Annotated in this window: 19 protein-coding genes, 1 pseudogene, 1 CRISPR repeat array and 1 riboswitch (1 of these 22 only partly in view); of the genes and pseudogenes, 12 read left to right on the top strand and 8 right to left on the bottom strand. The window is 71.2% G+C overall.

Annotated elements, in window-relative coordinates; all coding sequences use genetic code 11:
- Positions 1 to 35 precede the first annotated feature (35 nt).
- Entirely contained in the window at positions 36 to 1,316 is a 1,281-nt protein-coding gene (locus tag ACF088_RS23430) for an ROK family transcriptional regulator (protein ID WP_392377719.1), read from the top strand.
- Between the two features lie 47 nt (positions 1,317 to 1,363).
- Here the strand turns inward: ACF088_RS23430 and ACF088_RS23425 are convergent, their stop codons facing one another.
- Entirely contained in the window at positions 1,364 to 2,143 is a 780-nt protein-coding gene (locus tag ACF088_RS23425; RefSeq protein WP_392377718.1) for an SDR family oxidoreductase, read from the bottom strand.
- Positions 2,144 to 2,307: 164 nt separating this feature from the next.
- Positions 2,308 to 2,438, top strand: a riboswitch (FMN riboswitch).
- A 153-nt stretch (positions 2,439 to 2,591) separates the two neighbouring features.
- Here ACF088_RS23425 and ribD point away from each other — a divergent pair.
- From ribD to ACF088_RS23375, 10 genes are all read left to right on the top strand, one after another.
- Positions 2,592 to 3,719, top strand: a complete 1,128-nt coding sequence (gene ribD, locus ACF088_RS23420; RefSeq protein WP_392377717.1) for a bifunctional diaminohydroxyphosphoribosylaminopyrimidine deaminase/5-amino-6-(5-phosphoribosylamino)uracil reductase RibD — start codon at positions 2,592 to 2,594, stop codon at positions 3,717 to 3,719.
- A 1-nt stretch (position 3,720) separates the two neighbouring features.
- Positions 3,721 to 4,356, top strand: a complete 636-nt coding sequence (locus tag ACF088_RS23415; protein WP_392377716.1) for a riboflavin synthase — start codon at positions 3,721 to 3,723, stop codon at positions 4,354 to 4,356.
- Positions 4,353 to 5,006, top strand: a complete 654-nt coding sequence (locus tag ACF088_RS23410; protein ID WP_392377715.1) for a nicotinamide riboside transporter PnuC — start codon at positions 4,353 to 4,355, stop codon at positions 5,004 to 5,006. Before ACF088_RS23415 ends, ACF088_RS23410 begins: the two co-directional genes overlap by 4 nt.
- The gene (locus tag ACF088_RS23405) at positions 5,003 to 6,343 is read left to right on the top strand and encodes a bifunctional 3,4-dihydroxy-2-butanone-4-phosphate synthase/GTP cyclohydrolase II (protein ID WP_392377714.1); all 1,341 of its coding nucleotides are present in this window, start codon (positions 5,003 to 5,005) and stop codon (positions 6,341 to 6,343) included. The genes ACF088_RS23410 and ACF088_RS23405 overlap by 4 nt, the downstream gene beginning before the upstream one ends.
- Positions 6,344 to 6,555: 212 nt before the next feature.
- Positions 6,556 to 7,041, top strand: coding sequence for a 6,7-dimethyl-8-ribityllumazine synthase (gene ribH / locus ACF088_RS23400; protein WP_086720683.1), 486 nt, complete (start codon positions 6,556 to 6,558; stop codon positions 7,039 to 7,041).
- Positions 7,042 to 7,123: 82 nt separating this feature from the next.
- Entirely contained in the window at positions 7,124 to 7,396 is a 273-nt protein-coding gene (locus ACF088_RS23395) for a phosphoribosyl-ATP diphosphatase (protein WP_392377713.1), read from the top strand.
- 56 nt (positions 7,397 to 7,452) lie between these two features.
- On the top strand, positions 7,453 to 8,301 hold the full coding sequence (gene hisG, locus ACF088_RS23390; protein WP_392377712.1) for an ATP phosphoribosyltransferase: 849 nt from the start codon (positions 7,453 to 7,455) through the stop codon (positions 8,299 to 8,301).
- A gap of 82 nt (positions 8,302 to 8,383) precedes the next feature.
- Positions 8,384 to 8,836, top strand: a complete 453-nt coding sequence (locus ACF088_RS23385; RefSeq protein ID WP_392377711.1) for a PH domain-containing protein — start codon at positions 8,384 to 8,386, stop codon at positions 8,834 to 8,836.
- Between the two features lie 174 nt (positions 8,837 to 9,010).
- Entirely contained in the window at positions 9,011 to 10,384 is a 1,374-nt protein-coding gene (locus ACF088_RS23380) for a hemolysin family protein (protein WP_392377710.1), read from the top strand.
- The gene (locus tag ACF088_RS23375) at positions 10,381 to 11,526 is read left to right on the top strand and encodes a hemolysin family protein (RefSeq protein WP_392377709.1); all 1,146 of its coding nucleotides are present in this window, start codon (positions 10,381 to 10,383) and stop codon (positions 11,524 to 11,526) included. Before ACF088_RS23380 ends, ACF088_RS23375 begins: the two co-directional genes overlap by 4 nt.
- A 272-nt stretch (positions 11,527 to 11,798) precedes the next feature.
- Here ACF088_RS23375 and ACF088_RS23370 read toward each other — a convergent pair whose 3' ends face one another.
- Both ACF088_RS23370 and ACF088_RS23365 read right to left on the bottom strand, forming a co-directional pair.
- Positions 11,799 to 13,694 (bottom strand): AAA family ATPase, encoded by a 1,896-nt coding sequence (locus tag ACF088_RS23370; protein ID WP_392377708.1) that lies wholly within the window; start codon positions 13,692 to 13,694, stop codon positions 11,799 to 11,801.
- Between the two features lie 475 nt (positions 13,695 to 14,169).
- On the bottom strand, positions 14,170 to 14,754 hold the full coding sequence (locus ACF088_RS23365) for a uridine kinase (RefSeq protein ID WP_392377707.1): 585 nt from the start codon (positions 14,752 to 14,754) through the stop codon (positions 14,170 to 14,172).
- A gap of 203 nt (positions 14,755 to 14,957) precedes the next feature.
- Between ACF088_RS23365 and ACF088_RS23360 the strand changes: the two genes are divergently transcribed.
- Positions 14,958 to 16,370: a peptidase C39 family protein gene (locus ACF088_RS23360; protein WP_392377706.1), complete on the top strand. Its 1,413-nt coding sequence runs from the start codon at positions 14,958 to 14,960 to the stop codon at positions 16,368 to 16,370.
- Here the strand turns inward: ACF088_RS23360 and ACF088_RS23355 are convergent.
- The 5 genes and pseudogenes from ACF088_RS23355 to ACF088_RS23335 form a co-directional block, all read right to left on the bottom strand.
- Entirely contained in the window at positions 16,276 to 16,626 is a 351-nt protein-coding gene (locus tag ACF088_RS23355; RefSeq protein WP_392377787.1) for a tyrosine-type recombinase/integrase, read from the bottom strand. The genes ACF088_RS23360 and ACF088_RS23355 overlap by 95 nt on opposite strands.
- Positions 16,627 to 16,922: 296 nt before the next feature.
- Positions 16,923 to 17,060, bottom strand: coding sequence for a hypothetical protein (locus ACF088_RS23350; RefSeq protein WP_392377705.1), 138 nt, complete (start codon positions 17,058 to 17,060; stop codon positions 16,923 to 16,925).
- Between the two features lie 476 nt (positions 17,061 to 17,536).
- A pseudogene (locus tag ACF088_RS23345) lies at positions 17,537 to 17,825 on the bottom strand (hypothetical protein); the annotation flags it as partial.
- Positions 17,826 to 18,178: 353 nt separating this feature from the next.
- Entirely contained in the window at positions 18,179 to 18,550 is a 372-nt protein-coding gene (locus ACF088_RS23340) for a toxin-antitoxin system YwqK family antitoxin (RefSeq protein WP_392377704.1), read from the bottom strand.
- Positions 18,551 to 18,784: 234 nt separating this feature from the next.
- Positions 18,785 to 20,101: a hypothetical protein gene (locus tag ACF088_RS23335; RefSeq protein WP_392377703.1), complete on the bottom strand. Its 1,317-nt coding sequence runs from the start codon at positions 20,099 to 20,101 to the stop codon at positions 18,785 to 18,787.
- 31 nt (positions 20,102 to 20,132) lie between these two features.
- Positions 20,133 to 20,423: a CRISPR direct-repeat array (repeat unit 29 nt; unit sequence GGGACCAACCCCGCATGCGCGGGGACCAC) (it continues 1,500 nt past the right edge of the window).

The following is a 20,423-nucleotide window of genomic DNA, read 5'->3' as shown; positions in this document are numbered from 1 at the left end:
ACGGTGTTGGCCCGACCGGAGGGAAGCTTCACGCCATGCAAGCACCGCGCGCGGCAGCGGCCGGACGCACCGCCTCCCCGGCCACCGCACGGCTGATCAACGACCGGCTGGTTCTGCAACTCCTGCAGTGCGAAGGGGCGCTGACGGCAGGTCAGCTCACCGCGCTGACCGGCCTCTCCCGGCCGACCGTGGCGGATCTCGTCGAACGCCTCCAGGAGGCCGGGCTGATCGCCGTGGTCGGCGAAAGCGGCGCACAGCGGCGCGGCCCCAATGCCCGGCTCTACGGAATCGTCGCCGACCGGGCGCATCTCGTCGGCCTCGATCTACGGGCGCACGGCGTCACCGTCGCGGTCGCGGACCTCCTCGGCGAGGTACGCGACGAGCGCACCGTGCCCATCGGTGCCGACGACACGCCCGAGGGGGCCGTCGCCACCGCCCTCGCCGCCGTGGACAAGGCGCTTGCCGCGGCGGGCGCACCCCACCCCCACACCATTGCCATCGGCGCCCCCGGCCTGGTCGACCCCGCCACCGGGCGGCTCGGCGGCACCGGCCGGATCCCGTCCTGGCAGGTCGCCCTGGTCGGTGCCCTGCGCGCGCGGCGTGCCGTATCCGTCCTGCTGGAGAACGAGGTCAACCTCGCCGCCCTCGCCGAGCAGCATGACGGTGCGGCCCGCGACCACGACACCTTCGTCCTGCTCTGGCTCGGCCATGGCACCGGCGCCGCGGTCGTCCTGGACGGCACGCTGCGACGCGGCGCCTCGGGCGGCACCGGCGAGATCGGCTATCTGCCGGTGCCCGGCACCGCCGCGCTGCCCTCGGCGAGCGGCTGCGACGGCGGCTTCCACTCCCTGGCGGGCTCCGCCGCGATCTGCGCCCTCGCCGCGGAACACGGCCTCTCCGCGGCGACCGGCATCAGGCCCAACACGGCGCATACGCCGTCGTCCGACACCGACACCGGCACCGACACCGACACCGATGGCGACACCGACGCCCCGCCCGCCGAAGCCGTCGTACGGGCCGCCGTGTCCGCCGGCGACGCCGGTGCGGCCTTCCTGGACGCACTGGCCGCGCGGATCGCCCTCGGCGTGGCGGCGGTGTGCGCCGTGCTCGACCCCGGGTGTGTCGTGCTCGGCGGGGAGGTCGGCCGTGGCGGCGGCGAGGTGCTCGCCGGGCGGGTCGCCGGGCAGCTGGCCCGGCTCTCCCCGCTGCGCACCGACGTCCGCGCGGGGACGGTCGAGGGGCGGGCGGTGCTGCGCGGCGCCGTCCTCGCCGCGCGCGATGCCGCGCAGAACGAGCTGTTCACGTCCGCGGGGTGAGCCGGCGGGGGCGACTGCCTCCCCGCGCCAACCGATGTGGCGGCACGTCATCGACGGGCTCCGGCCCCCGCACGCTCCGCGAGGAATTCGGCGTAGGTCCGCAACCCATCGGCGTGCTCCGGGGTGAGGTTGCCGCCGCGGCGCAGTGCCGCGGCGGACGCGCCCGGCAGCCACAGCGGCATCAGCAGCCGGCGCCGCCCACCCGCTTCCAGCGTGACCCGTACGAGCTCCCGGACGTCCAGCACCTCGGGACCACCCATGTCGGTGACCCGCCCGGCCGGCTCGCCGACCACCAACTCGGCCAGCCGGGCGGCGACTTCCTGTACCTCGACCGGCTGCACCCGTACGCCCGTAGGCACCGGGAGCACCGGCGACCGGGCGCCCGCCTTGACCACGTCGAGCACGAGGTTGTGGAACTGCGTCGTCCGCAGCACCGTCCAGCCGATACCGGAGTCCTCGATCAGGCGTTCCACGGCGAGCTTGGTGCGGTAGTAGCCGATCGGGACCCGGTCCACGCCGACGATCGAGATGAACACCAGGTGCGCCACGCCCGCCGCCTTCGCCGCCTCGACGAGCCGCCCGGCCGCCTCCGTGTCCCCGCCGGCCGGTGTCGAGGCGCAGTGCACGATCGCGTGCACGTCCGTCACGGCCTCGGGCAGGCCCGTGCCGTCCCGCAGGTCGACCGCGTACGAACGCGGGCGCGGGCGTGCCGTGCCGGTGTGCGGCCGACGGCTCAGCGACCGGACGTCATGGCCGTCGTCGAGCAGTCGGCCGACCAGGGGGCGCCCGAGTGTGCCCGTGCCGCCGGTCACCAGAATTGTCGCCATCACGGATCAGTCCTTGAGGGAGGCGTACTTCTCCGTTATGACGAATCACCTGCGCCGTCCGTGACAGGCGACGCGCCGGGTGCTGTGAGGCAGCCCACAGCGCTTCGCCCGCATGGGCGACTACCGGGCGTGGCAGACTGAAGCTGTACTGACATAAGAAGCAGCAGCGCACTCCGGGGTCGGTGTAATTCCGAACCGGCGGTAACAGTCCGCGACCCGTCCGCAGCCAGCGGCCGGTTGAGCAGGTGAAATTCCTGCACCGACGGTGAAAGTCCGGATGGGAGGCAGTGCGCGGCGGGCCAGCTTCGGTACACCGCCGTCGGCGGCGCGTCCGGATCTTTTTCCCGGACGGGTTCTCCTTTCCGGCTGTGGTGTTCCCGTGGAGTTGTTCCGCTTTCTGTCGTCCAGACAGCCCCGGAGTCCGTGCCCTGAGAGGCAGGAGGACCCGGTGGCCACCGCAGCCCCCGTCGAGACCGCGGCGATGCGCCGAGCCATCGAGCTCGCCGCGCGCGGTCTCGGGCACACCAGCCCCAACCCCGTGGTCGGCTGTGTCGTCCTGGACGCCGCGGGCCGCACGGTGGGCGAGGGCTGGCACCAGCGGGCCGGCGGGCCGCACGCCGAGATCCATGCCCTGCGCGATGCGGGCGAGCGGGCCCGGGGCGGCACCGCACTGGTCACCCTCGAACCCTGCAACCACACCGGCCGCACCGGTCCCTGCGCCCAGGCCCTGATCGACGCCGGGATCGCCCGCGTCGTCTACGCCGTCTCCGACCCCGACCCGACGGCCACCGGCGGCGCCTGCACCCTGGCCGGCGCCGGGATCGACGTCGAGGGCGGGCTGCTCGCCGACGAGGCCGCCGCCGGCAACGAGGCCTGGCTGACCTCGGTCCTGCGCCGCCGCCCGTTCGTCCTGTGGAAGTACGCCGCCACCCTCGACGGCCGGATCGCCGCCGCCGACGGCACCAGCCGCTGGATCTCCTCGCCCGAGTCGCGCGCCGATGTGCACCGGCTGCGGGCCGCCGCGGACGCCGTCATCGTCGGCTCCGGTACCGCCCGCGCCGACGACCCGCAGCTCGGCGCCCGGATCAGCGGGCTCGCCGGCGACGAGATCAGCCAGCCGCTGCGGGTCGTCGTCGACTCCGGCGCCACTGCTGTCAAGGCCGGCGCCCGCGTCCTGGACGGCACGGCCCCCACCCTCATCGCGGTCGCCGAGGACGCCGACGCCGGCCACCTCGAAGGCCTCGCCCCGCTCCTCCGGCTGCCGCGCGCCGCAGGGGGACGCGGGCTGTCCCTCCCCGCACTGCTCCAGGCCCTGTACGAGCGCGGGGTGCGCTCCGTCCTGCTCGAAGGCGGCCCCACGCTCGCCGGGGCCTTCCTTGCCGCCCGGGCCGTCGACAAGGTCGTCGGCTATCTCGCGCCGGTACTGCTCGGCGCCGGACCGGCCGCCGTCGGCGACGCCGGAATCACCACGATCGCCCAGGCGTTGCGGCTCGACGTGACCGACACCGAACGGCTCGGACCCGACCTGCGTATCACCGCCACCCCCATCCGCCACGCCCTCCCCGAGGAGAACTGAAGTGTTCACCGGAATCGTCGAAGAACTGGGTGAGGTCGCCGCCGTGGAAGACCTCGGTGACTCCTCCCGCTTCCGGCTGCGCGGCCCCGTCGTCACCGAAGATGCCAAGCACGGCGACTCGATCGCCGTCAACGGCGTCTGTCTGACCGTCGTGGACACCGCCGACGGTGAGTTCACCGCCGATGTGATGGCCGAGACCCTGAACCGCTCCAGCCTCGGCGCGCTGAGCGCCGGCTCGCGGGTCAACCTGGAGCGCCCGATGGCGCTCGGCGGGCGGCTGGGCGGCCACCTCGTCCAGGGGCATGTCGACGGCACCGGCACCCTCGTCGAGCGCATCCCCGGTGAGCACTGGGAGATCGTCAAGATCGCGCTGCCGGCCGCGCTGTCCCGCTATGTCGTCGAGAAGGGCTCCATCACCGTCGACGGCGTCAGCCTGACGGTGGTCGAGGTCGGGGACGACTTCTTCACCATCAGCCTCATCCCCACCACCCTCGCCCTGACCACCCTGGGCATCAAGAAGGCCGGCGATCCGGTCAACCTCGAGGTCGACGTCCTTGCCAAGTACGTCGAGCGGCTGCTCGGCCGGGGCACCGGCGACCTCAAGGATCTCGACGAGCTCAAGGAGATGGACCGGTGAGCGCCCTCGACTCGCTGAACGGCGTGGCCTTCACCGCCTTCGGACAGCACGTCATCTGGTCGGACATGATCGGCAACACCATCGGGCTGGCCGCCCTGGTGCTCGGCTGGCGGCGCTCCATCTGGACCTGGCCCGCCCAGTTCCTGTCCGGCGTGATCCTCGTCGCCGCCTATGCCTCCGCCCACCTCAGCGGCGGCATCGGCAAGCAACTCCTGGTCATCGGCGTGGCGTTGTGGGGCTGGCGGCAGTGGCAGCGCGGCCGGCAGCAGGCGCAGGACGGCTCCATCGCGGTCCGCTTCGCCGGCTGGCGTGAGCGCGGCCTGCTGCTGGGCGGCACCGCCGTGGGCACGGCGGCCGTCGGCACCCTGTTCACCCTGGTCCCGCAGCTGTCCTGGAACCCCTGGCCGGATGCCTACATCTTCGTCGGCACGCTCGCCGCGATGGTCGCCCAGGCCCGCGGACTGGTCGAGTTCTGGTGCGCCTGGCTGCTGGTCGACATCGTCGGCGTCCCGCTCGCCTTCAGCAGCGGCCTCGCCTTCTCCGGCCTCGTCTACGTCGTCTATCTCGCCCTCGTCGGGTGGGGCATGCGCGACTGGTGGCTGCGCTCGCGCGCCGCCGGCCGCACCGTCCTGGAAGGAGCAGCGGCATGACCGCCCTCAAGAGCTGGTATGACACCGAGAACGCCGGCGAAGAGGCTTCCCTGGCGCTCGACCCCGTCGAGCAGGCCATCGCCGATATCGCCGCCGGCCGCCCCGTGGTCGTCGTGGACGACGAGGACCGCGAGAACGAGGGCGACCTCGTGCTCGCCGCGGAGAAGGCCACCCCCGAGATCGTCGCCTTCATGATGAGCGAGTGCCGCGGACTGATCTGCGCCCCCATGGAGGGCCCGGAGCTGGACCGGCTGGAACTCCCGCAGATGGTCGAGCACAACACCGAGTCGATGCGGACGGCCTTCACCGTCTCCGTCGACGCCACCGCCGCGCACGGCGTGACCACCGGCATCTCCGCCGCCGACCGCGCCGCCACCCTGCGGCTGCTCGCCTCCGGCGAATCGGTCGCCGGCGACTTCGTCCGGCCCGGCCATATCTTCCCGCTGCGCGCCCGGCCCGGCGGGGTGCTGGTCCGCAACGGCCACACCGAGGCCGGTGTCGACCTCGCCCGGCTGGCCGGACTGCGCCCGGCCGCCGCCATCGTGGAGATCGCGGGCGAGGACGGCACGATGCTCCGGCTGCCGGAACTGGTGCCGTTCGCCCGGAAGCACGGCCTGTCGATCATCTCCATCGAGGACCTGATCGCCTACCGGCAGTCGTCCGAGCCCACCGTCCGCCGCGAGGCCGAGACCCGGCTGCCCACCGCCCACGGCGAGTTCACGGCCTACGGCTACCGCTCCACCGTCGACGGCGTCGAGCACATCGCGCTGGTCGCGGGCGAGCTCGGCGAGGGCGAGGACGTCCTGGTCAGGGTGCACTCCGAGTGCCTGACCGGGGACATCTTCCACTCGCTGCGCTGCGACTGCGGCCCCCAGCTGGCGGCCTCGCTGCAGCGGATCAGCGAAGCCGGCCGGGGCGTGGTGATCTACCTCCGCGGCCACGAGGGGCGCGGTATCGGACTGCTGTCCAAGCTGCGCGCCTACGAACTCCAGGAGCGCGGCCGCGACACCCTCGACGCCAACCTCGAACTGGGCCTGCCCGCCGATTCCCGCGACTACGCCGCGGGCGCGCAGATGCTCCAGGACCTCGGGGTGCGCTCGCTGCGCCTGATGACCAACAACCCCGAGAAGACCGCCGCCCTCGTGCGCTACGGCCTGCAGGTCACCGGCCGGGAGCCGATGCCCGTCAAGGCCGGTGAGCACAACCTGCGGTATCTGCGGACCAAGCGGGACCGGATGGGGCACGACCTGCCCTGGCTGGACCCCGGAGCCACCACGGGGACGGCCGGAGCGGCCGACGCCGCACCCCCCGCCGCCACCACCTGCGACAACCAGTAGCCACCCGGCACCACGCCACCACCCGGCATCACGCCGCCACCCGGCACCACGCCACCACCCGGCACCACGCCACCACCCGGCACCACGCCACCACCCGGCACCACGCCACCACCCGGCATCACGCCGCCACCCGGCACCACGCCACCACCCGTGAGACCAGCACCACCACCCGTAAGACCAACACCGGCACCATCACCCGTAAGAGGAGAACCGTGAGCGGCAAGGGCGCACCCGAACTGACCGTGAAGAACTGTGGCGACCTGCGGGTGGCCGTCATCGCGGCGCAATGGCACGAACAGGTCATGAACGGCCTCGTGGACGGCGCGCTGCGCGCCCTGACCGAACTCGGCATCGACGAGCCCACCCTGCTGCGGGTGCCCGGCGCCTTCGAGCTGCCGGTCGTCGCCAAGGTGCTGGCCGGCCGCGGCTATGACGCGGTGGTCGCCCTCGGCGTGGTCATCAAGGGCGGCACCCCGCACTTCGACTACGTCTGCCAGGGCGTCACCCAGGGCCTGACCCAGGTGTCGGTGGACACCGGTGTACCGGTCGGCTTCGGCGTGCTGACCTGCGACACCGAGCAGCAGGCGCTCGACCGCGCCGGCCTTGAAGGATCCACCGAGGACAAGGGCCACGAAGCGGTCACCGCCGCGGTCGCGACCGCCGCGACGCTGCGGACCGTGTCCGAGCCCTGGCGCTGATCGCCCGCCCGTCGCCCACCGCCATCCTTCAGCCGAGGCGCTGCGCGCCGGAGTGACATCACCGCGTAGGGTGGTCACCATCATGTCCAAGAAGACGTTCGAGGAGCTCTTCTCCGAGCTCCAGCAGAAGGCCGCCACGGGCGACCCCGCCACCTCCCGTACCGCCGAGCTGGTACAGGCCGGTGTCCATACGATCGGCAAGAAGGTCGTCGAGGAGGCCGCCGAGGTGTGGATGGCCGCCGAGTACGAGACCGACGAGGCCGCCGCCGAGGAGATCTCCCAGCTCCTCTACCACCTCCAGGTCATGATGGTCGCCAAGGGCATCTCCCTCGACGACGTCTACGCCCACCTCTGATCCACCCCCCCCCCGCACCCACCGCAACACCCCTCAGTGCAAAGGAATTCGCTCTCATGCTGCGCATCGCTGTCCCCAACAAGGGTTCACTGTCCGAGCCTGCGTCGGCGATGCTCCATGAGGCCGGATACCGCCAGCGCAAGGACCGCAGGGAACTGGTCCTGGTCGACGTCGAGAACGAGGTCGAGTTCTTCTTCCTGCGGCCGCGGGACATCGCGGTCTACGTCGGCTCCGGCAAGCTCGACATCGGCATCACCGGCCGTGACCTGCTGCTGGACTCCGGCTCGCCGGCCGAGGAGATCCTCCAGCTCGGCTTCGCCGGCTCGACGTTCCGCTACGCCACCCGTCCGGGTACCGCCAAGGACGTCACCGAGTTCGGCGGTATGACGATCGCCACCTCGTTCTCCGGCCTGGTCCGGCAGCACCTCGCCGACAACGGCGTGGACGCCTCCGTCGTCCACCTCGACGGCGCCGTGGAAACCGCCATCCAGCTCGGCGTCGCCGAGATCATCGCGGACGTCGTGGAGACCGGCACCACCCTGCGCAACGCCGGGCTGGAGATCATCGGCGAGCCGATCCTGAAGTCCGAGGCCGTGGTCATCCGCGGCACCGGCGCGCCGGACGACGACCCGAAGGTGCGCCAGTTCCTGCGCCGGATGCAGGGCGTGCTGGTGGCCCGCCGGTACGTGATGATGGACTACGACATCCGGGTCGAGCACGTCGAGAAGGCCGTCGGCCTCACCCCGGGCCTGGAGTCGCCGACCGTCTCCCCGCTGCACCACGAGGGCTGGGTCGCGGTCCGCTCGATGGTCCCGTCCCAGGACGCCCAGCGCATCATGGACGAGCTCTACGACCTCGGCGCCCGCGCGATCCTGACCACCGGTATCCACGCCTGCCGGCTCTGACCCGAGCCCGGCTCCGGCTCCGGCCCCCGCGCCTCCTGCCCCCCGTACGCACCGCTGCATCCACGACGGAAGACCCGACGACGTGTCCGCGCCCCTGCCCAGCCTCCCGGTGACGTTCCGGCCGACCCGTACCCGGGTCGTCCTGTACTCCGTCGGCATCGCCCAGCTCGCCGCCCTCACCGTGATCGCGCTGCTGCTGCCGAAGCTGACCGGCGGCGAGCGGCTCAGCTTCGTCGTCACCGGGCTGCTGGTGCTCGCCGTCCTCCTGCTGCTCAGCCGCCCCAAGGTGGTGGCGCGGCAGGAGGGCGTCACGGTGGTGAACCTCACCACCAAGCGCGAACTGGCCTGGGCCCAGGTCCTGCGCGTCAACCTCCGCGAAGGCGACCCCTGGGTCCACCTCGACCTCGCCGACGGCACCAGCCTGCCCGCCATGGGCATCCAGCCCGGTATCGCCAGGGACCAGGCCATCCGGGATGCCCGCGCGCTGCGCGACCTCACCGAGAAGCACGGTGCCATCGACCACACGGCCGGTTGAGCCTGCCCTAATCAGGGTCCCGCTGTTTACTCTGTTCTCCGGGGCGCACCCCGCGCCCTGCCCCTCAGGGGGCCAACCCCGATCCGAGGAGTGACTCCCTCCGGCAATGGACGGATCGTCCTGTAGTACCTGCGCCGCCCCTCCCCGACCCCCGCATACCACGGAGGCGGCGGCATGACCGACCCTTTGCTGCTGCTCGCCGCGGCTCTCGTCCTGATCCTGGCCAACGGTTTCTTCGTCGCTGCCGAGTTCGGACTCGTCACCGTCGAGAAGGCGGACGCCGAACGGGCCGTGGCCGACGGCGACCGCCGCGCCCACACCGTCGTCTCCGCCCTGCGGGAACTCTCCTTCCAACTGTCCGGTACCCAACTGGGCATCACGATCACTTCCTTGGTGGTCGGTATGCTCGCCGAGCCCGCGCTGGCCGAGCTGCTGTCCGGCCCGCTGGCCGCCACCGGCCTGCCCGCGGGCGCGGTGTCCGGCACGGCCGTCGTCATCGGCATGCTGCTGGCCTCCGCGGTCCAGATGGTCGTCGGCGAGCTGGTGCCGAAGAACTGGGCGGTCTCCAAGCCGCTGCCCGTCGCCCGTGTGGTCGCCGGTCCCCAGCGCGCCTTCTCCCGCTTCTTCCGCCCGGTGATCACTCTGCTGAACACCGTCGCCAACCGCCTGGTGCGCGCCCTGGGCGTGGAGCCGACCGATGAGCTGGCCTCCGCCCGTACGCCCGGCGAACTGGTCTCGCTCGCCCGCCACTCCGCCCGCGCGGGCGCCCTGGAGCAGGACACCGCGGACCTGTTCGTCCGCACCCTCTCGCTGGGCGAGCTGACCGCGGAGAACGTCATGACGCCGCGGGTACGGGTGAGCGCCCTGCAGGCGTCCGCGACAGCTGAGGACGTGGTGAACCTGACCCGTGCCACCGGACTCTCCCGTTTCCCCGTCTACCACACCCGTATCGACGAGGTCGTCGGCATGGTGCACCTCAAGGACGCGCTGGCCGTCCCGGCGCACGAACGGCTGCGCATCCCGGCGAGCCGGATCGCGGTCCCGCCGCTGCTGGTGCCCGAGACCCTGCCGGTGCAGCCGCTGCTGGAGCGGCTGCGCAGCGAAGCGCCGATAGCGGTGGTGGTCGACGAGTACGGCGGTACGGCCGGTGTGGTCACCCTGGAGGACATCATCGAGGAGCTCGTCGGCGAGGTCCGCGACGAGCACGACGGCGTGGATCTGCCCGAACTGGGCCAGGCCCCGCCGGAAGAGGGCCGCCCCGCCTGGGACGCCGACGGCGGCTGCCGGGTGGACACCCTGCGGCGGATCGGCCTGGAGGCCCCGGAAGGGCCGTACGAGACGGTGGCAGGACTGGTGGCACACATACTCGGCCGGATCCCGGCCCCCGGCGACATCGCGGAACTCGACGGCTGGCGGCTGCGGGTACGGCTGGTGTCGCACCACCGCGCCGAGCGGATAAGGATCGTACGGACCGCCACGGTCACGCTGCCGGCCGCACCCGAGGCACCTCGTGAGCCCGTCGTGGCGGTCGCGGAGGTGGCCCGATGACACTGGTCCAGCTGCTCTTCGCGGTCCTGCTCGTCCTCGCCAACGGCTTCTTCGTCGGCGCCGAGTTCGCCCTGGTATCGGTACGCCGCAGCCAGATCGAACCGCTGGCGACCGAAGGCTCCTCCCGGGCCCGGCAGGTGCTGCACGGCCTGGAGAACCTCCCGCAGATGATGGCCGCCGCCCAGTTCGGCATCACCGTCTGCTCCCTGACGCTCGGCGCGGTCGCCGAGCCCACCGTCGCCCACCTCCTGGAGCCGGTCTTCGCGGCCGTCCGTCTCCCCGCGGCGCTGGTCCACCCGCTGGGCTATGTCATCGCCCTGGCCCTGGTGGTCTTCCTCCACCTCGTCATCGGCGAGATGGTCCCCAAGAACCTGGCGATGGCGGCACCCGAGAAGACCGCCCTGTGGTTCAGCCCGGGCCTGGTCGCCTTTGCGCGGCTGTGCCGCCCGGTCACCGCGCTGCTCGGTGCCTGCGCCCACGGGGTGCTGCGGCTCTTCCGCGTGGAGCCGAAGGACGAGGTGGAGGCGGTCTTCACCAGTGAGCAGCTGACCCATCTCGTCGAGGACTCGGGCCAGGCGGGCCTGCTCGACCCGGCCGAGCAGGAACAGCTCTCCGACGTGCTGGAACTGGGCAGCCGGCCCGTCACGGACGTCCTCCTCGACCGGGCGGCACTGGTCACCGTCGAACCGACCGTGACGCCCCGCCAGGTGGAGGAGCTGACCGTACGCACCGGCTACTCCCGCTTCCCGGTGTGTGCGCCCGGCGGCGCGTACATGGGCTACCTGCACGTCAAGGACGTCCTGGACCTGGAGGAACGCGACCGCGCGGTGCCCCAGCGCATCTGGCATCCGATGACCACGCTACGCGCCGAGCTGCCCCTGGACGACGCCCTCACGGCGATGCGCCGGGCCGCCTCCCACCTGGCGGCGGTCGCCGATGCGACCGGCCGGGTGCTCGGCCTGGTCGCGCTGGAGGACGTCCTGGAGATGCTGGTCGGCGAGGTCCGCGACCCGGCCCACCACCGGGCCCCCGCCGCCCGTGCCCACCGTGCCGCGGGCGACCGGGCCGCGGGCGACCGGGTCAGCGAGCCTCGTGAGGAGGCACCGCTGCCGGCGGCCGAGGGCCGGGCCATGGCGCGCTGAGCCGGGCGGGGGAGGGCCCCGAGCGGTGCCTTCCCCCTCTGCGCGGGACGGGCCGTGGCCGGGGGCCGGGGCGGAAGTCCGGGCTTGGTCCCGGGGCCCGCACCGCGGATCCTCGGGGAAGCCGCTTCCCCGGAGGACATGGAAGCCCGCATGGAGGCCGGTATGGAGGCCCCGGGGGCTGGTCCTCTGCACCTCGGGCGGTCACCTGATTGCCCGGCCGAGTCCCAGGACGTCCCCCAGGGGACACCCCCTGTCTCCAGAGGGACACCCCCCTAGAGATCCAGCCCCTTCGGCGGCGGCCCCTGGATGTCCGGGCCGCGGCCGGAGAGGACTTCGCCGTAGGCCTGCATCAGGTCGGGGAGCCGGAGGGTGGCGAGGTCGTCGCGGGTGGGGGTGCCGCGCCAGGTGGAGAGCCGCAGGTCGCGGTAGGCGCAGCTCTTCTCGTAGAGGGTGCGCAGAAAACGGCCGTTGCCCAGTTCGTCGATCCAGCCCTGGTCGACGACATGGCCGCTGATGCTGCACAGTTCGTCGCGGGACTCCTCGTCCCAGCGGTCGCCGTTCTCGGCGGCCAGCACCTCGCCGATCGCGGTCAGCTCCAGCGGCCGGTAACTGGGGAAGTCCACGCGGCTGGTGAACCGGGAGGACAGGCCGGGGTTGGCGGCCAGCAGCCGGTCCATGCCCTCCGGGTAGCCGGCCAGGATGACCACGAGCCGGTCACGGTTGTCCTCGGCGCGCTTGAGCAGCACCTGCAGCGCCTCGTCGCCGTAGGCATCGCCCTTGCTGTAGCCGGAGTTGGACAGGCTGTACGCCTCGTCGACGAACAGCACCCCGCCCAGCGCCGAGTCGATCAGCTCATTGGCCTTGACGGCGGTCTGGCCGAGGAACTCGCCCACGAGATCGGACCGTTGGGCCTCCACGAGATGGTCGCCGCCCAGCAGTCCCAGGGCGTAGAAGACCCGCCCGAGTATCCGCGCCACGGTCGTCTTGCCGGTGCCGGAGGGGCCGGAGAAGACGAAGTGTCGTTTCGGCGGCTGCACCGGCAGCCCCTGGCTCGCACGCAGCCGGGCCATACGCAGCTGGGCCGACAGTGCGCGCACCTGCCGCTTGACCGGCTCCATGCCGACCATCCGCTCCAGCTCCGCCAGGGCCTTCTCCAGCAGCACCGGATCGGCCGGCCCCGCGGGCAGCCGCTCGGCGCCGCGCGGCACCGGCGCCGCCGCCTTGACCCGGGCCGCGGCATCGCTCCCGGCCGGTACGCCGCCCACCTCCCCGTCCGCCCCGTCCGCCTCGCCGGTCATCAGCAGCTCACGGCCGTCGACCGGATCGAGCGGGGCCGGATCGCCGCCGACCTCCTGGCCGAGGCCGGCCGCGGAGACCGCCGCGAGGTCGGCGCCCTCGTCCAGGCCGTCCCCCTCCGCAATGGCGGCGAGCCGCGCCGCGGTGTCCATGAACGCCGGGTCGACGCGGTGCACCGCGCGGTAGAGGGGCAGCGCCGCGGCGCTGCGGCCGGTGCCCTCATGGGCGCGGGCGAGCCAGTAGCGCAGCTCCTTGCGCTGCGGCTGCTCGCTGCGGCAGCGCATCAACGCGGCCGACAGCAGTGGCTCGGCCTGTCCGTACATCTCCAGCCGCACCCGCGCCATCCCGCCGAACAGCCCCGCCTCGATGCCCAGCACCGGATCGCCGACCAGCGGCTCGGTGTGCCGTACGAGCTGGTCCCAGTCCTTGACGAGATAGGCGCGGCAGGCGTGCAGAAAGCGCACCTGGGGGTCGGTGTCGACCGGCGGGCAGCCGGCCAGTGCCTGGTCCAGCTCGGCGACATGCCGGCCGTCGAGCCAGTGGGAGGCGTGGGCGAGCAGCAGGTCGCGGCCGGTCTCCAGCACCGGCTGCACCCACCACCCCAGCCAGTACCAGGAGTTGAGGGTGCGTCGGTGGCGGGCGCGCATCTCACCGAAGCGATCACGGTGCCGGTGCATCCGCAGCAGCGCGATGGAGGTGTCGGCGCGCAGGGCGTGCAGGCCCAGCCAGGCGTCGGCCATCGACGGATCGAGTCGTACCGCTGCCCGGAACTCCTCCTCCGCCTGCGGATAGGCGCCCACGGTGTACGCGTCGACCGCGCGCAGCCAGGCGAGCTCGGCCGGGGCGGGCGAACCCTGAGTGCCGACATTCATCCCGTCCCCCCACACAAAACGTCCCCCAGTACCGCCGGGCGCGTGCCCGGCCGCAGCCGGACGAACCGGCGTACGGAGAGCGGGAGTTGACCTTCGCCCGCGCACATCGGTCCTGGCCTGCGGTGGCACAGACTCGCATGGTACCTGCGGGATCGGTGCAGGTCGTAGAGGGCGGTACGGGGTAAGAGCGGACGATGGTGCGCGGCGCGGCGGCGCGAAGAGTGCGGTGACCCAGGGTGAGGGAGAGGCAGCGCCGAGCGGCGATAAGAGGTGGTTTCGCACAGAACGAAGCCCCCGATCACGGGGGAACAACCGGGGGCTTCGCACCTGCGGGCGGTCCGTAGAACCGCACATTGAGAACGTAAGTCCTGTACGCCCCCCAGGTCAAGCCGAGTTGGGGCAGTCGGCGGGACCCTGTCGGCGTCGCTCGGCCCGTTGACCGCCGTCCACTACAGAGCGTGAGATATGGGGCCGGTCAGGGCGTCGTGGGCGGCCCCATGAGCACCTCGTACCCCATCTGCTTCTGGTGCACCAGGAAGTCGGCATACGGACGCGAAGGGTCCGCTGCGAAGTGCGCGCGCTCCGCCGGAATCCAGCCACTCCAGAACGCGGAGAGCCCGGGTCCGTCCCGGAGCCGCCCCCTTTCCCAGGAGTGCTCGCGCGCCAGTTCCATCCACACCAGGGACGCCAGATACGGGCGCAGCGCCCGCCGGCCCGCGCCCACGCCTTCGACCAGCACCAGGGGCGCGGGTGCCAGCTCACACTCCTCGGCGAACTCCCCGCGCACCCAGTCGTAGACGCCGTAGCGCGCCGTCTCGCCCCGGGACAGCGGCCCCAGGATCTGGGCACCGAACCGCTCACCCCAGGCGAACAGCTCTTCGTGGGTGGCGAGATCGTCGGTGTGCACCACCGGCGCACCACCCAGCGCATCGGCCAGCCGTCCGGCGAACGTACTCTTGCCCGACCCCGCGTGCCCGTCCACCGCGATCAGCCGCACCGGCCCGCAGGATGGCGGCACGGCGCGCAGCCGAGCGGCGAGCGAAGCCAGATCACGGTCCATTGCGCCAGCGTACGCGCGGGCTCCGGCCCCTCCGCACGCCAGTGGTCCACACCAATATTCATCGGGCGACGCGCGTCGCAGCGCCTTCCGGAGCGGGCCGGGAACGGGAATAGTTGAGCCACTGCTGATCCGCCCGTGCCCGCCCGCGGCCCGGCCCGACCTCCCGCACCCACTCGTACGCATCCGACTGGGGGACCTCCACCATGACCAGCTCCGCGCCCCGGCGCACCGTCCTGGCCGCCGCGCTCGCCGCCGCGGCCGGTGTCGCCACCCCCTCGGCGCAGGCCGCCGACGCCTCGCGCAGACCCGCAGCGGGTGCCGCCGCCCCGGCGCCCGCCCCGGCCCTGGCCCCGGACGCCGCCGCCCGCCGACCGAAGAGCCCCGTGGACTATCACGCCTGGACCACCTCAGCCGACTGGACCAAGGGCCGCGGCAAGGGCACCGCCGTCGCGCACGGCGCCCGGCCCGGCATCCGCCTGGCGCACCCGGCCGGCACCTTCGACTACCGGGATCCCCACACCGGCAGGTCCGCCACCTGGGAGTACGCCACCTGGACGTCGCCGGTCCACCGTCTCGGGGTCCCGGCCACCGAGGTCGTCGCCTCCTGGAACGCGCACACCCCGCCCGGCACATGGATCGCCGTCGAGCTGCGCGGCACCTACACCGACGGCGGCCGCACCCCGTGGTACGTCATGGGCCGCTGGACCTCCGGCGACAGCGACGCCGACATCCGGCGCACCTCCGTCGACGATCAGAAGGACGGCAAGAGCAGCATCTCGACCGACACCTTCGCCATCGACACCCCGGCGAGCGGCCTCCGCCTGACCTCCTACGAGCTCCGCGTCACCCTCTACCGCACGCCCGGTGGCAGCGTCACCCCCACCGTCTGGCGGCTGGGCGCCATGGGCTCGGACCTTCCCGACCGCTTCGAGGTGCCGGCGTCCAGGCCCGGCCTCGTCGGCCGCGAGCTGATCGTCCCGCGCTACTCGCAGGAGATCCACAAGGGCCAGTACCCGGAGTACGACAACGGGGGCGAGGCCTGGTGCAGTCCCACCTCCTCCCAGATGATCGTCGAATACTGGGGCCGCAAGCCCACCCGGCAGCAGCTGTCCTGGGTCAACCCCGACTACGCCGACCCCCAGGTCTGCCACGCAGCCCGCTACGCCTTCGACTACCAGTACGAAGGCTGCGGCAACTGGCCCTTCAACGCCGCCTACGCCGCCACCTACCGGGACCTGCAGGGCCTCGTCACCCGCCTCTCCTCCCTCACGGACGCCGAACGCCTCATTCACGCAGGCATCCCGGTCATCACGTCCCAGTCCTTCCTGAAGACCGAACTCGACGGCGCGGGCTACGGCACCGCCGGCCACCTGATGACCATCGTCGGCTTCACCAAGGACGGCGACGTCATCGCCAACGACCCGGCCTCGCCGGACGACGCCGCGGTCCGGCACATCTACCAGCGCCGACAGTTCGAAAACATCTGGCTGCGCACCAAGCGCCACGACGCAAACGGCCAGGTCAAGAGCGGTTCGGGAGGGGTCTGTTACCTCTACTTCCCGACTGAGCCGGCACCAACTCAGCACCGGGTACTCGCGGAGCTGGGAATCCGCTGAGCAGGTGCACCCCGAAGGTGGCCTCGATGACCTGACGGCAGCGGTCACTGCCGTCGAGCGTGAGGTGGCCGTACCGGTCCCCCGTGATCTTGATAGAGCTGTGGCCCATCCATCGCGACACCCCATGGATGGGTACACCGTTGCTCAGGCTCACGGTGGCCCACGTGCGCCGGAGGTCGTGCGGGCTGTAGTCGGGAAGCCGGACGCGTTTCCGTGCCCGGTCCCAGGACTTACGGAAAAGGTCGGGGTAGATCATGCCTCCGGCCTGAATTCTGAATGCGCAGCCTTTCGTCGCCGAAGCTGGGAAGCATCCTCTCCTCTTGTGGTGAACCGCGTGAGAGAACATCCCTGCCAGAGCAATGCGGCGGGAATCTATCGTGTTGGGCATCGCGCCCTGCCGCCGCCAGAGCGCGTACAGCTCCGCCACGTCGGCCGCAGTGACCTGGGAGATGGTATTCATCCCCAGCTGCGGGAGGACGTGAAGACGCATGATGCGCTCGTAGGGCCCCTCCGTGCCCGCCACCATGGGCTTCAGAGCGAGCCAGTCGGCCGCTAGCGCTGCACCGACACCTTGCTGGCAGAAGGATCGACGTAGCTGACCTCCCGCTCGTCGCTCTCCATCTTGGTGGCGAAATCTACCGCGTCTTTTTGCGGTCGAACGATTCTCATGCTGCCGAGCGCTACGCCCACCGGGCTCCCGGTACCGTACGAGCCATCGCTTACCGGGAGCCCCAATGCCTTTGTCTCTACTGCCGCCAAATCCCGCGCCAATCCGTCCGAGCGTCATCGAGGGCCTTCCCGCCAGAGCGTGCTCTTGTAGCTCGGAATTCCGGCCGCGCCAAATGTGGGCTCAGGTTGATGATCGGATACGCGGCAACTTGGGGGAGGGCTCTGAGTTGCGTCGTTGATGATGGCGCGCCGATGCGTGCTATCGAAGCGCTCTGCAGCGTCGATGCGGCCGCAGGGTTGGGCGGTAGTGATGTGGCGGACGGGGATTGCAAGAAAGGAGCGTAATGATCACGTGGTGTCACAGGCGGGCACCTGGAGAGATTTGGGCGCACTCGGCCGAGTCGCGTGGGAGGACCCCCATCTTGCGTTCGGCGGGCGCCAGGTCAAGGCCGGCGTAGGGGTGACCCTGGCAGCTGTCGTACGTGACCAGTCCCCAGAAGGGTGGTGGCTAGCGGTTCCCACTTGGCGTAGGCGTCCGGGAGCTCGCTCGCCTGGACCGCCTGGGCGATGGTCATCGACTGCCAGCCCGAGATTCCGCAACCGGTCATAGAACTTCGTCGAGGCGTGAACCGGATCCCGGACCTGTGCCGCGGTGCCCCAGCCCTTGCTGGGACGCTGCTGGAACAGACCGAGAGAATCCCGGTCGCCGTAGTTCAAGTTCCGCAGCCCCGACTCCTGCAATGCAGTCGCCAGGGCGACGACCTGCCCGCGGGCAGGCACCTTCATTGTCTCAAGGAGTTCGCCGATCCGCCTGGTCCGCACAGATCGGTAACCGGTGGTTCTGGAGTTTCCACGAGCGCCTACAGGCCCTACCCGTCCCAGCTTGAAGGATGCAGTCCCAGGGGCCTGTACGGCCGCTCGGCGCACATGTCACGCAGCAGAATGCAGCGTGACATGACATGACTTGACACGGCCGAACGCGTAGTCCCAGTCCCCCAGCCATTCCGCCGCGGCGAAGACGATTCAGCATGGGGGATGACGTCCGGTTGGTCACTTCAGCTCGATTCCCTTCGATCGCGGCTCTTTGAAGAGAGCCGCGATCGATGTAGGGCTCCGGTCGACGCCCCAGTGTGTTCCGTTCAGCCGTCGTCGCGGCGCCACGAGGACAGCGGGACGCCGTGCTCGTCCCACGTCTCCTCCTCGCGGAGTGATGCGATGGCGCTGTCGAAGAACTTTCGGGACTTCAAGGACCCGTTGGGGTGCCACTCCTTGAATTCGCCCACAGCACGGCCGTCCCGGACAATCCCCTCGGAACGGAGCGTCCCGTCCTGGTACCACTCATGGGACTGTCCGTTCAGGATTCCGTCGGTGTACTCGTCCAGGCTGATCAGGTGTCCGCTCTGGTACTCGGCTACTTCTCCGCTGAAAGGCTCGCCCCGATAGAGCAAACGCTGAACATGATCCATTTCGACGTCCGGATCACCAACGTCGATTCGCAGTACAGAAGTCATCAGGGGATCCAGTTCGCGTCATTCGGGGGGAAGCCGGTGAACCTCCCGTGGCTGGTGGGCAGTCCTTGCGGCATATGGTTGCAGTTCGCGCAGAATGGAGCTCGCCTGCCAGGAAGACCCGTCGAGGTGTTGTTGAGGTATGGGAAGTCGACCGAAGCACGCATCTCGGCGAGAACAGAGGCGTCGTCCGGCAGCCCCTGCCGCGTACGCATCCAGAGCAGCTCGTTGGCCGCCTTAACCTCGGCATGGCCCAGTGGGTCGTCCTTGTGCGGCGAGGGCCCCAATCGTTTCCAGCCTCTCCCACAGGGTGGGATGCAGGTCGTCCAGCTTGATAACGACATCCGCCTTGCCGTTGATGCCTTCGATGATTGTGCCCGTCTGGAGGTCCATCACGGATCCCACACAAGCCCCGGTCTGCTTCCTGGGGAAGGCACCTGAATCCCGGGCATCTCGGTACTCGGCTCCGCGTTTCTGGGCCAGCTCATCTAGGTATTCGGCGACCGGCCGCCTGTCGACGTGGGTGATGACGCCGTCCGTCTTGGTCACACGAGGCGCGTCGACGTCGATCTGCTCCAAGAGCTTCTGACCGTGCCCTGGAGGTGGAACAGTTCCGTCCTCGCCCACGTGCGTGGTGGGAGAGAGAGCTTCTTCCGGGCTGGAAACGGCGCCAGAGGTGTTGTGGTCGGGTGTCCTGCCCGATCCCTCAGGTATCTGCGGGTCGTGCCCGGCAGGCCTCAAACCGGCCCCGTGCTCACCCTGGTGCGGGACCGTCGGGCCCTCGGAGCCGTGGCCTCCGATCGGCGTGGTGTCGCCACCGCCCGTGGACGGGGTGCCTGTGTGGCCACCGCCGGTCGTGGGGGTGGTGTCGCCACTGCGGCTTGCTCCGCCTGCCTCGTTGTCCAGGTTGTTCGTAGGCGTGTGGTTGCCCGCGTGGCCGCCGGGGACGTGGCCCTCGGTGCCGCCCGGAGTTGTGTCGGGACGGCCGGCCGGGAGGTCGTCCGCGGCGCGGGCCGGGTCGGTGACTTCCGAGCCGACGCGGGTGGAGTCGTAGCCCCGTCCGCCGACGCCGGCCGGGACCCGCTGTTCCTGGTGGGTCGGGGTCTCGGTCCGTGGGTTGTCCGCGCCCGTGGTGGGTTGGGCGGGCTTGCCCTTGGGAGCGTCCTTGGCGTCCTGGAGGAGGCTGCCGTCGTCCTTGCTGTAGAGGTGGCCGGCGGCGTCCGTGTAGTTCCCCGTGAAGGGGTCCTTCACCGTGTGCGGTGGGAGGGTGACCGTGCCCTTGGGGAGCTTGATGCTGCCGTCCGGGAGTTTGGTCGCCCCTTCTGGGATGGCGGCACCCTTGGGCAGCTGGATCGTGCCGTCCGGCATCTTGGCGGCGCCTTCGGGCAGGCTGTAGGCGCCCTCGGAGATCTTCGGGGTCTCGACGTGGTCGAGGCCCTTGAGGTGGGTCAACACGTCGCCGACCTTTGACAGGCCCGCGCCTGCGCCCTTTATGACGTAGGTCATCGGGTCGACGGCGCTGCCCACCTTGCTGACGACGGACAGACCCTTCATTGGTCCGCCGGATGAGGTCGGAAGCCGTGCGGGGACCAACCCCGCATGCGAGGGGACCACCGCCCGTCCTGGACCACGGCGCGAAGGGGCCAACCCCGCATGCGCGGGGACCACCGCCACAGATGACGACCTGCACGACCTCCCCCGGGACCAACCCCGCATGCGCGGGGACCACGATGCCGCGCTGGCTGTGGGTGGAGATGCCCTGGGACCAACCCCGCATGCGCGGGGACCACGATGCCGCGCTGGCTGTGGGTGGAGATGCCCTGGGACCAACCCCGCATGCGCGGGGACCACACGACGCCCCCATCACCCTCCCGGC

Source organism: Streptomyces sp. NPDC015125 (assembly GCF_043080045.1).
Taxonomy (GTDB): Bacteria; Actinomycetota; Actinomycetes; order Streptomycetales; family Streptomycetaceae; genus Streptomyces.
Note: the sequence above shows the minus strand (reverse complement) of the source record. Positions and strands in the feature narration are given on the sequence as shown.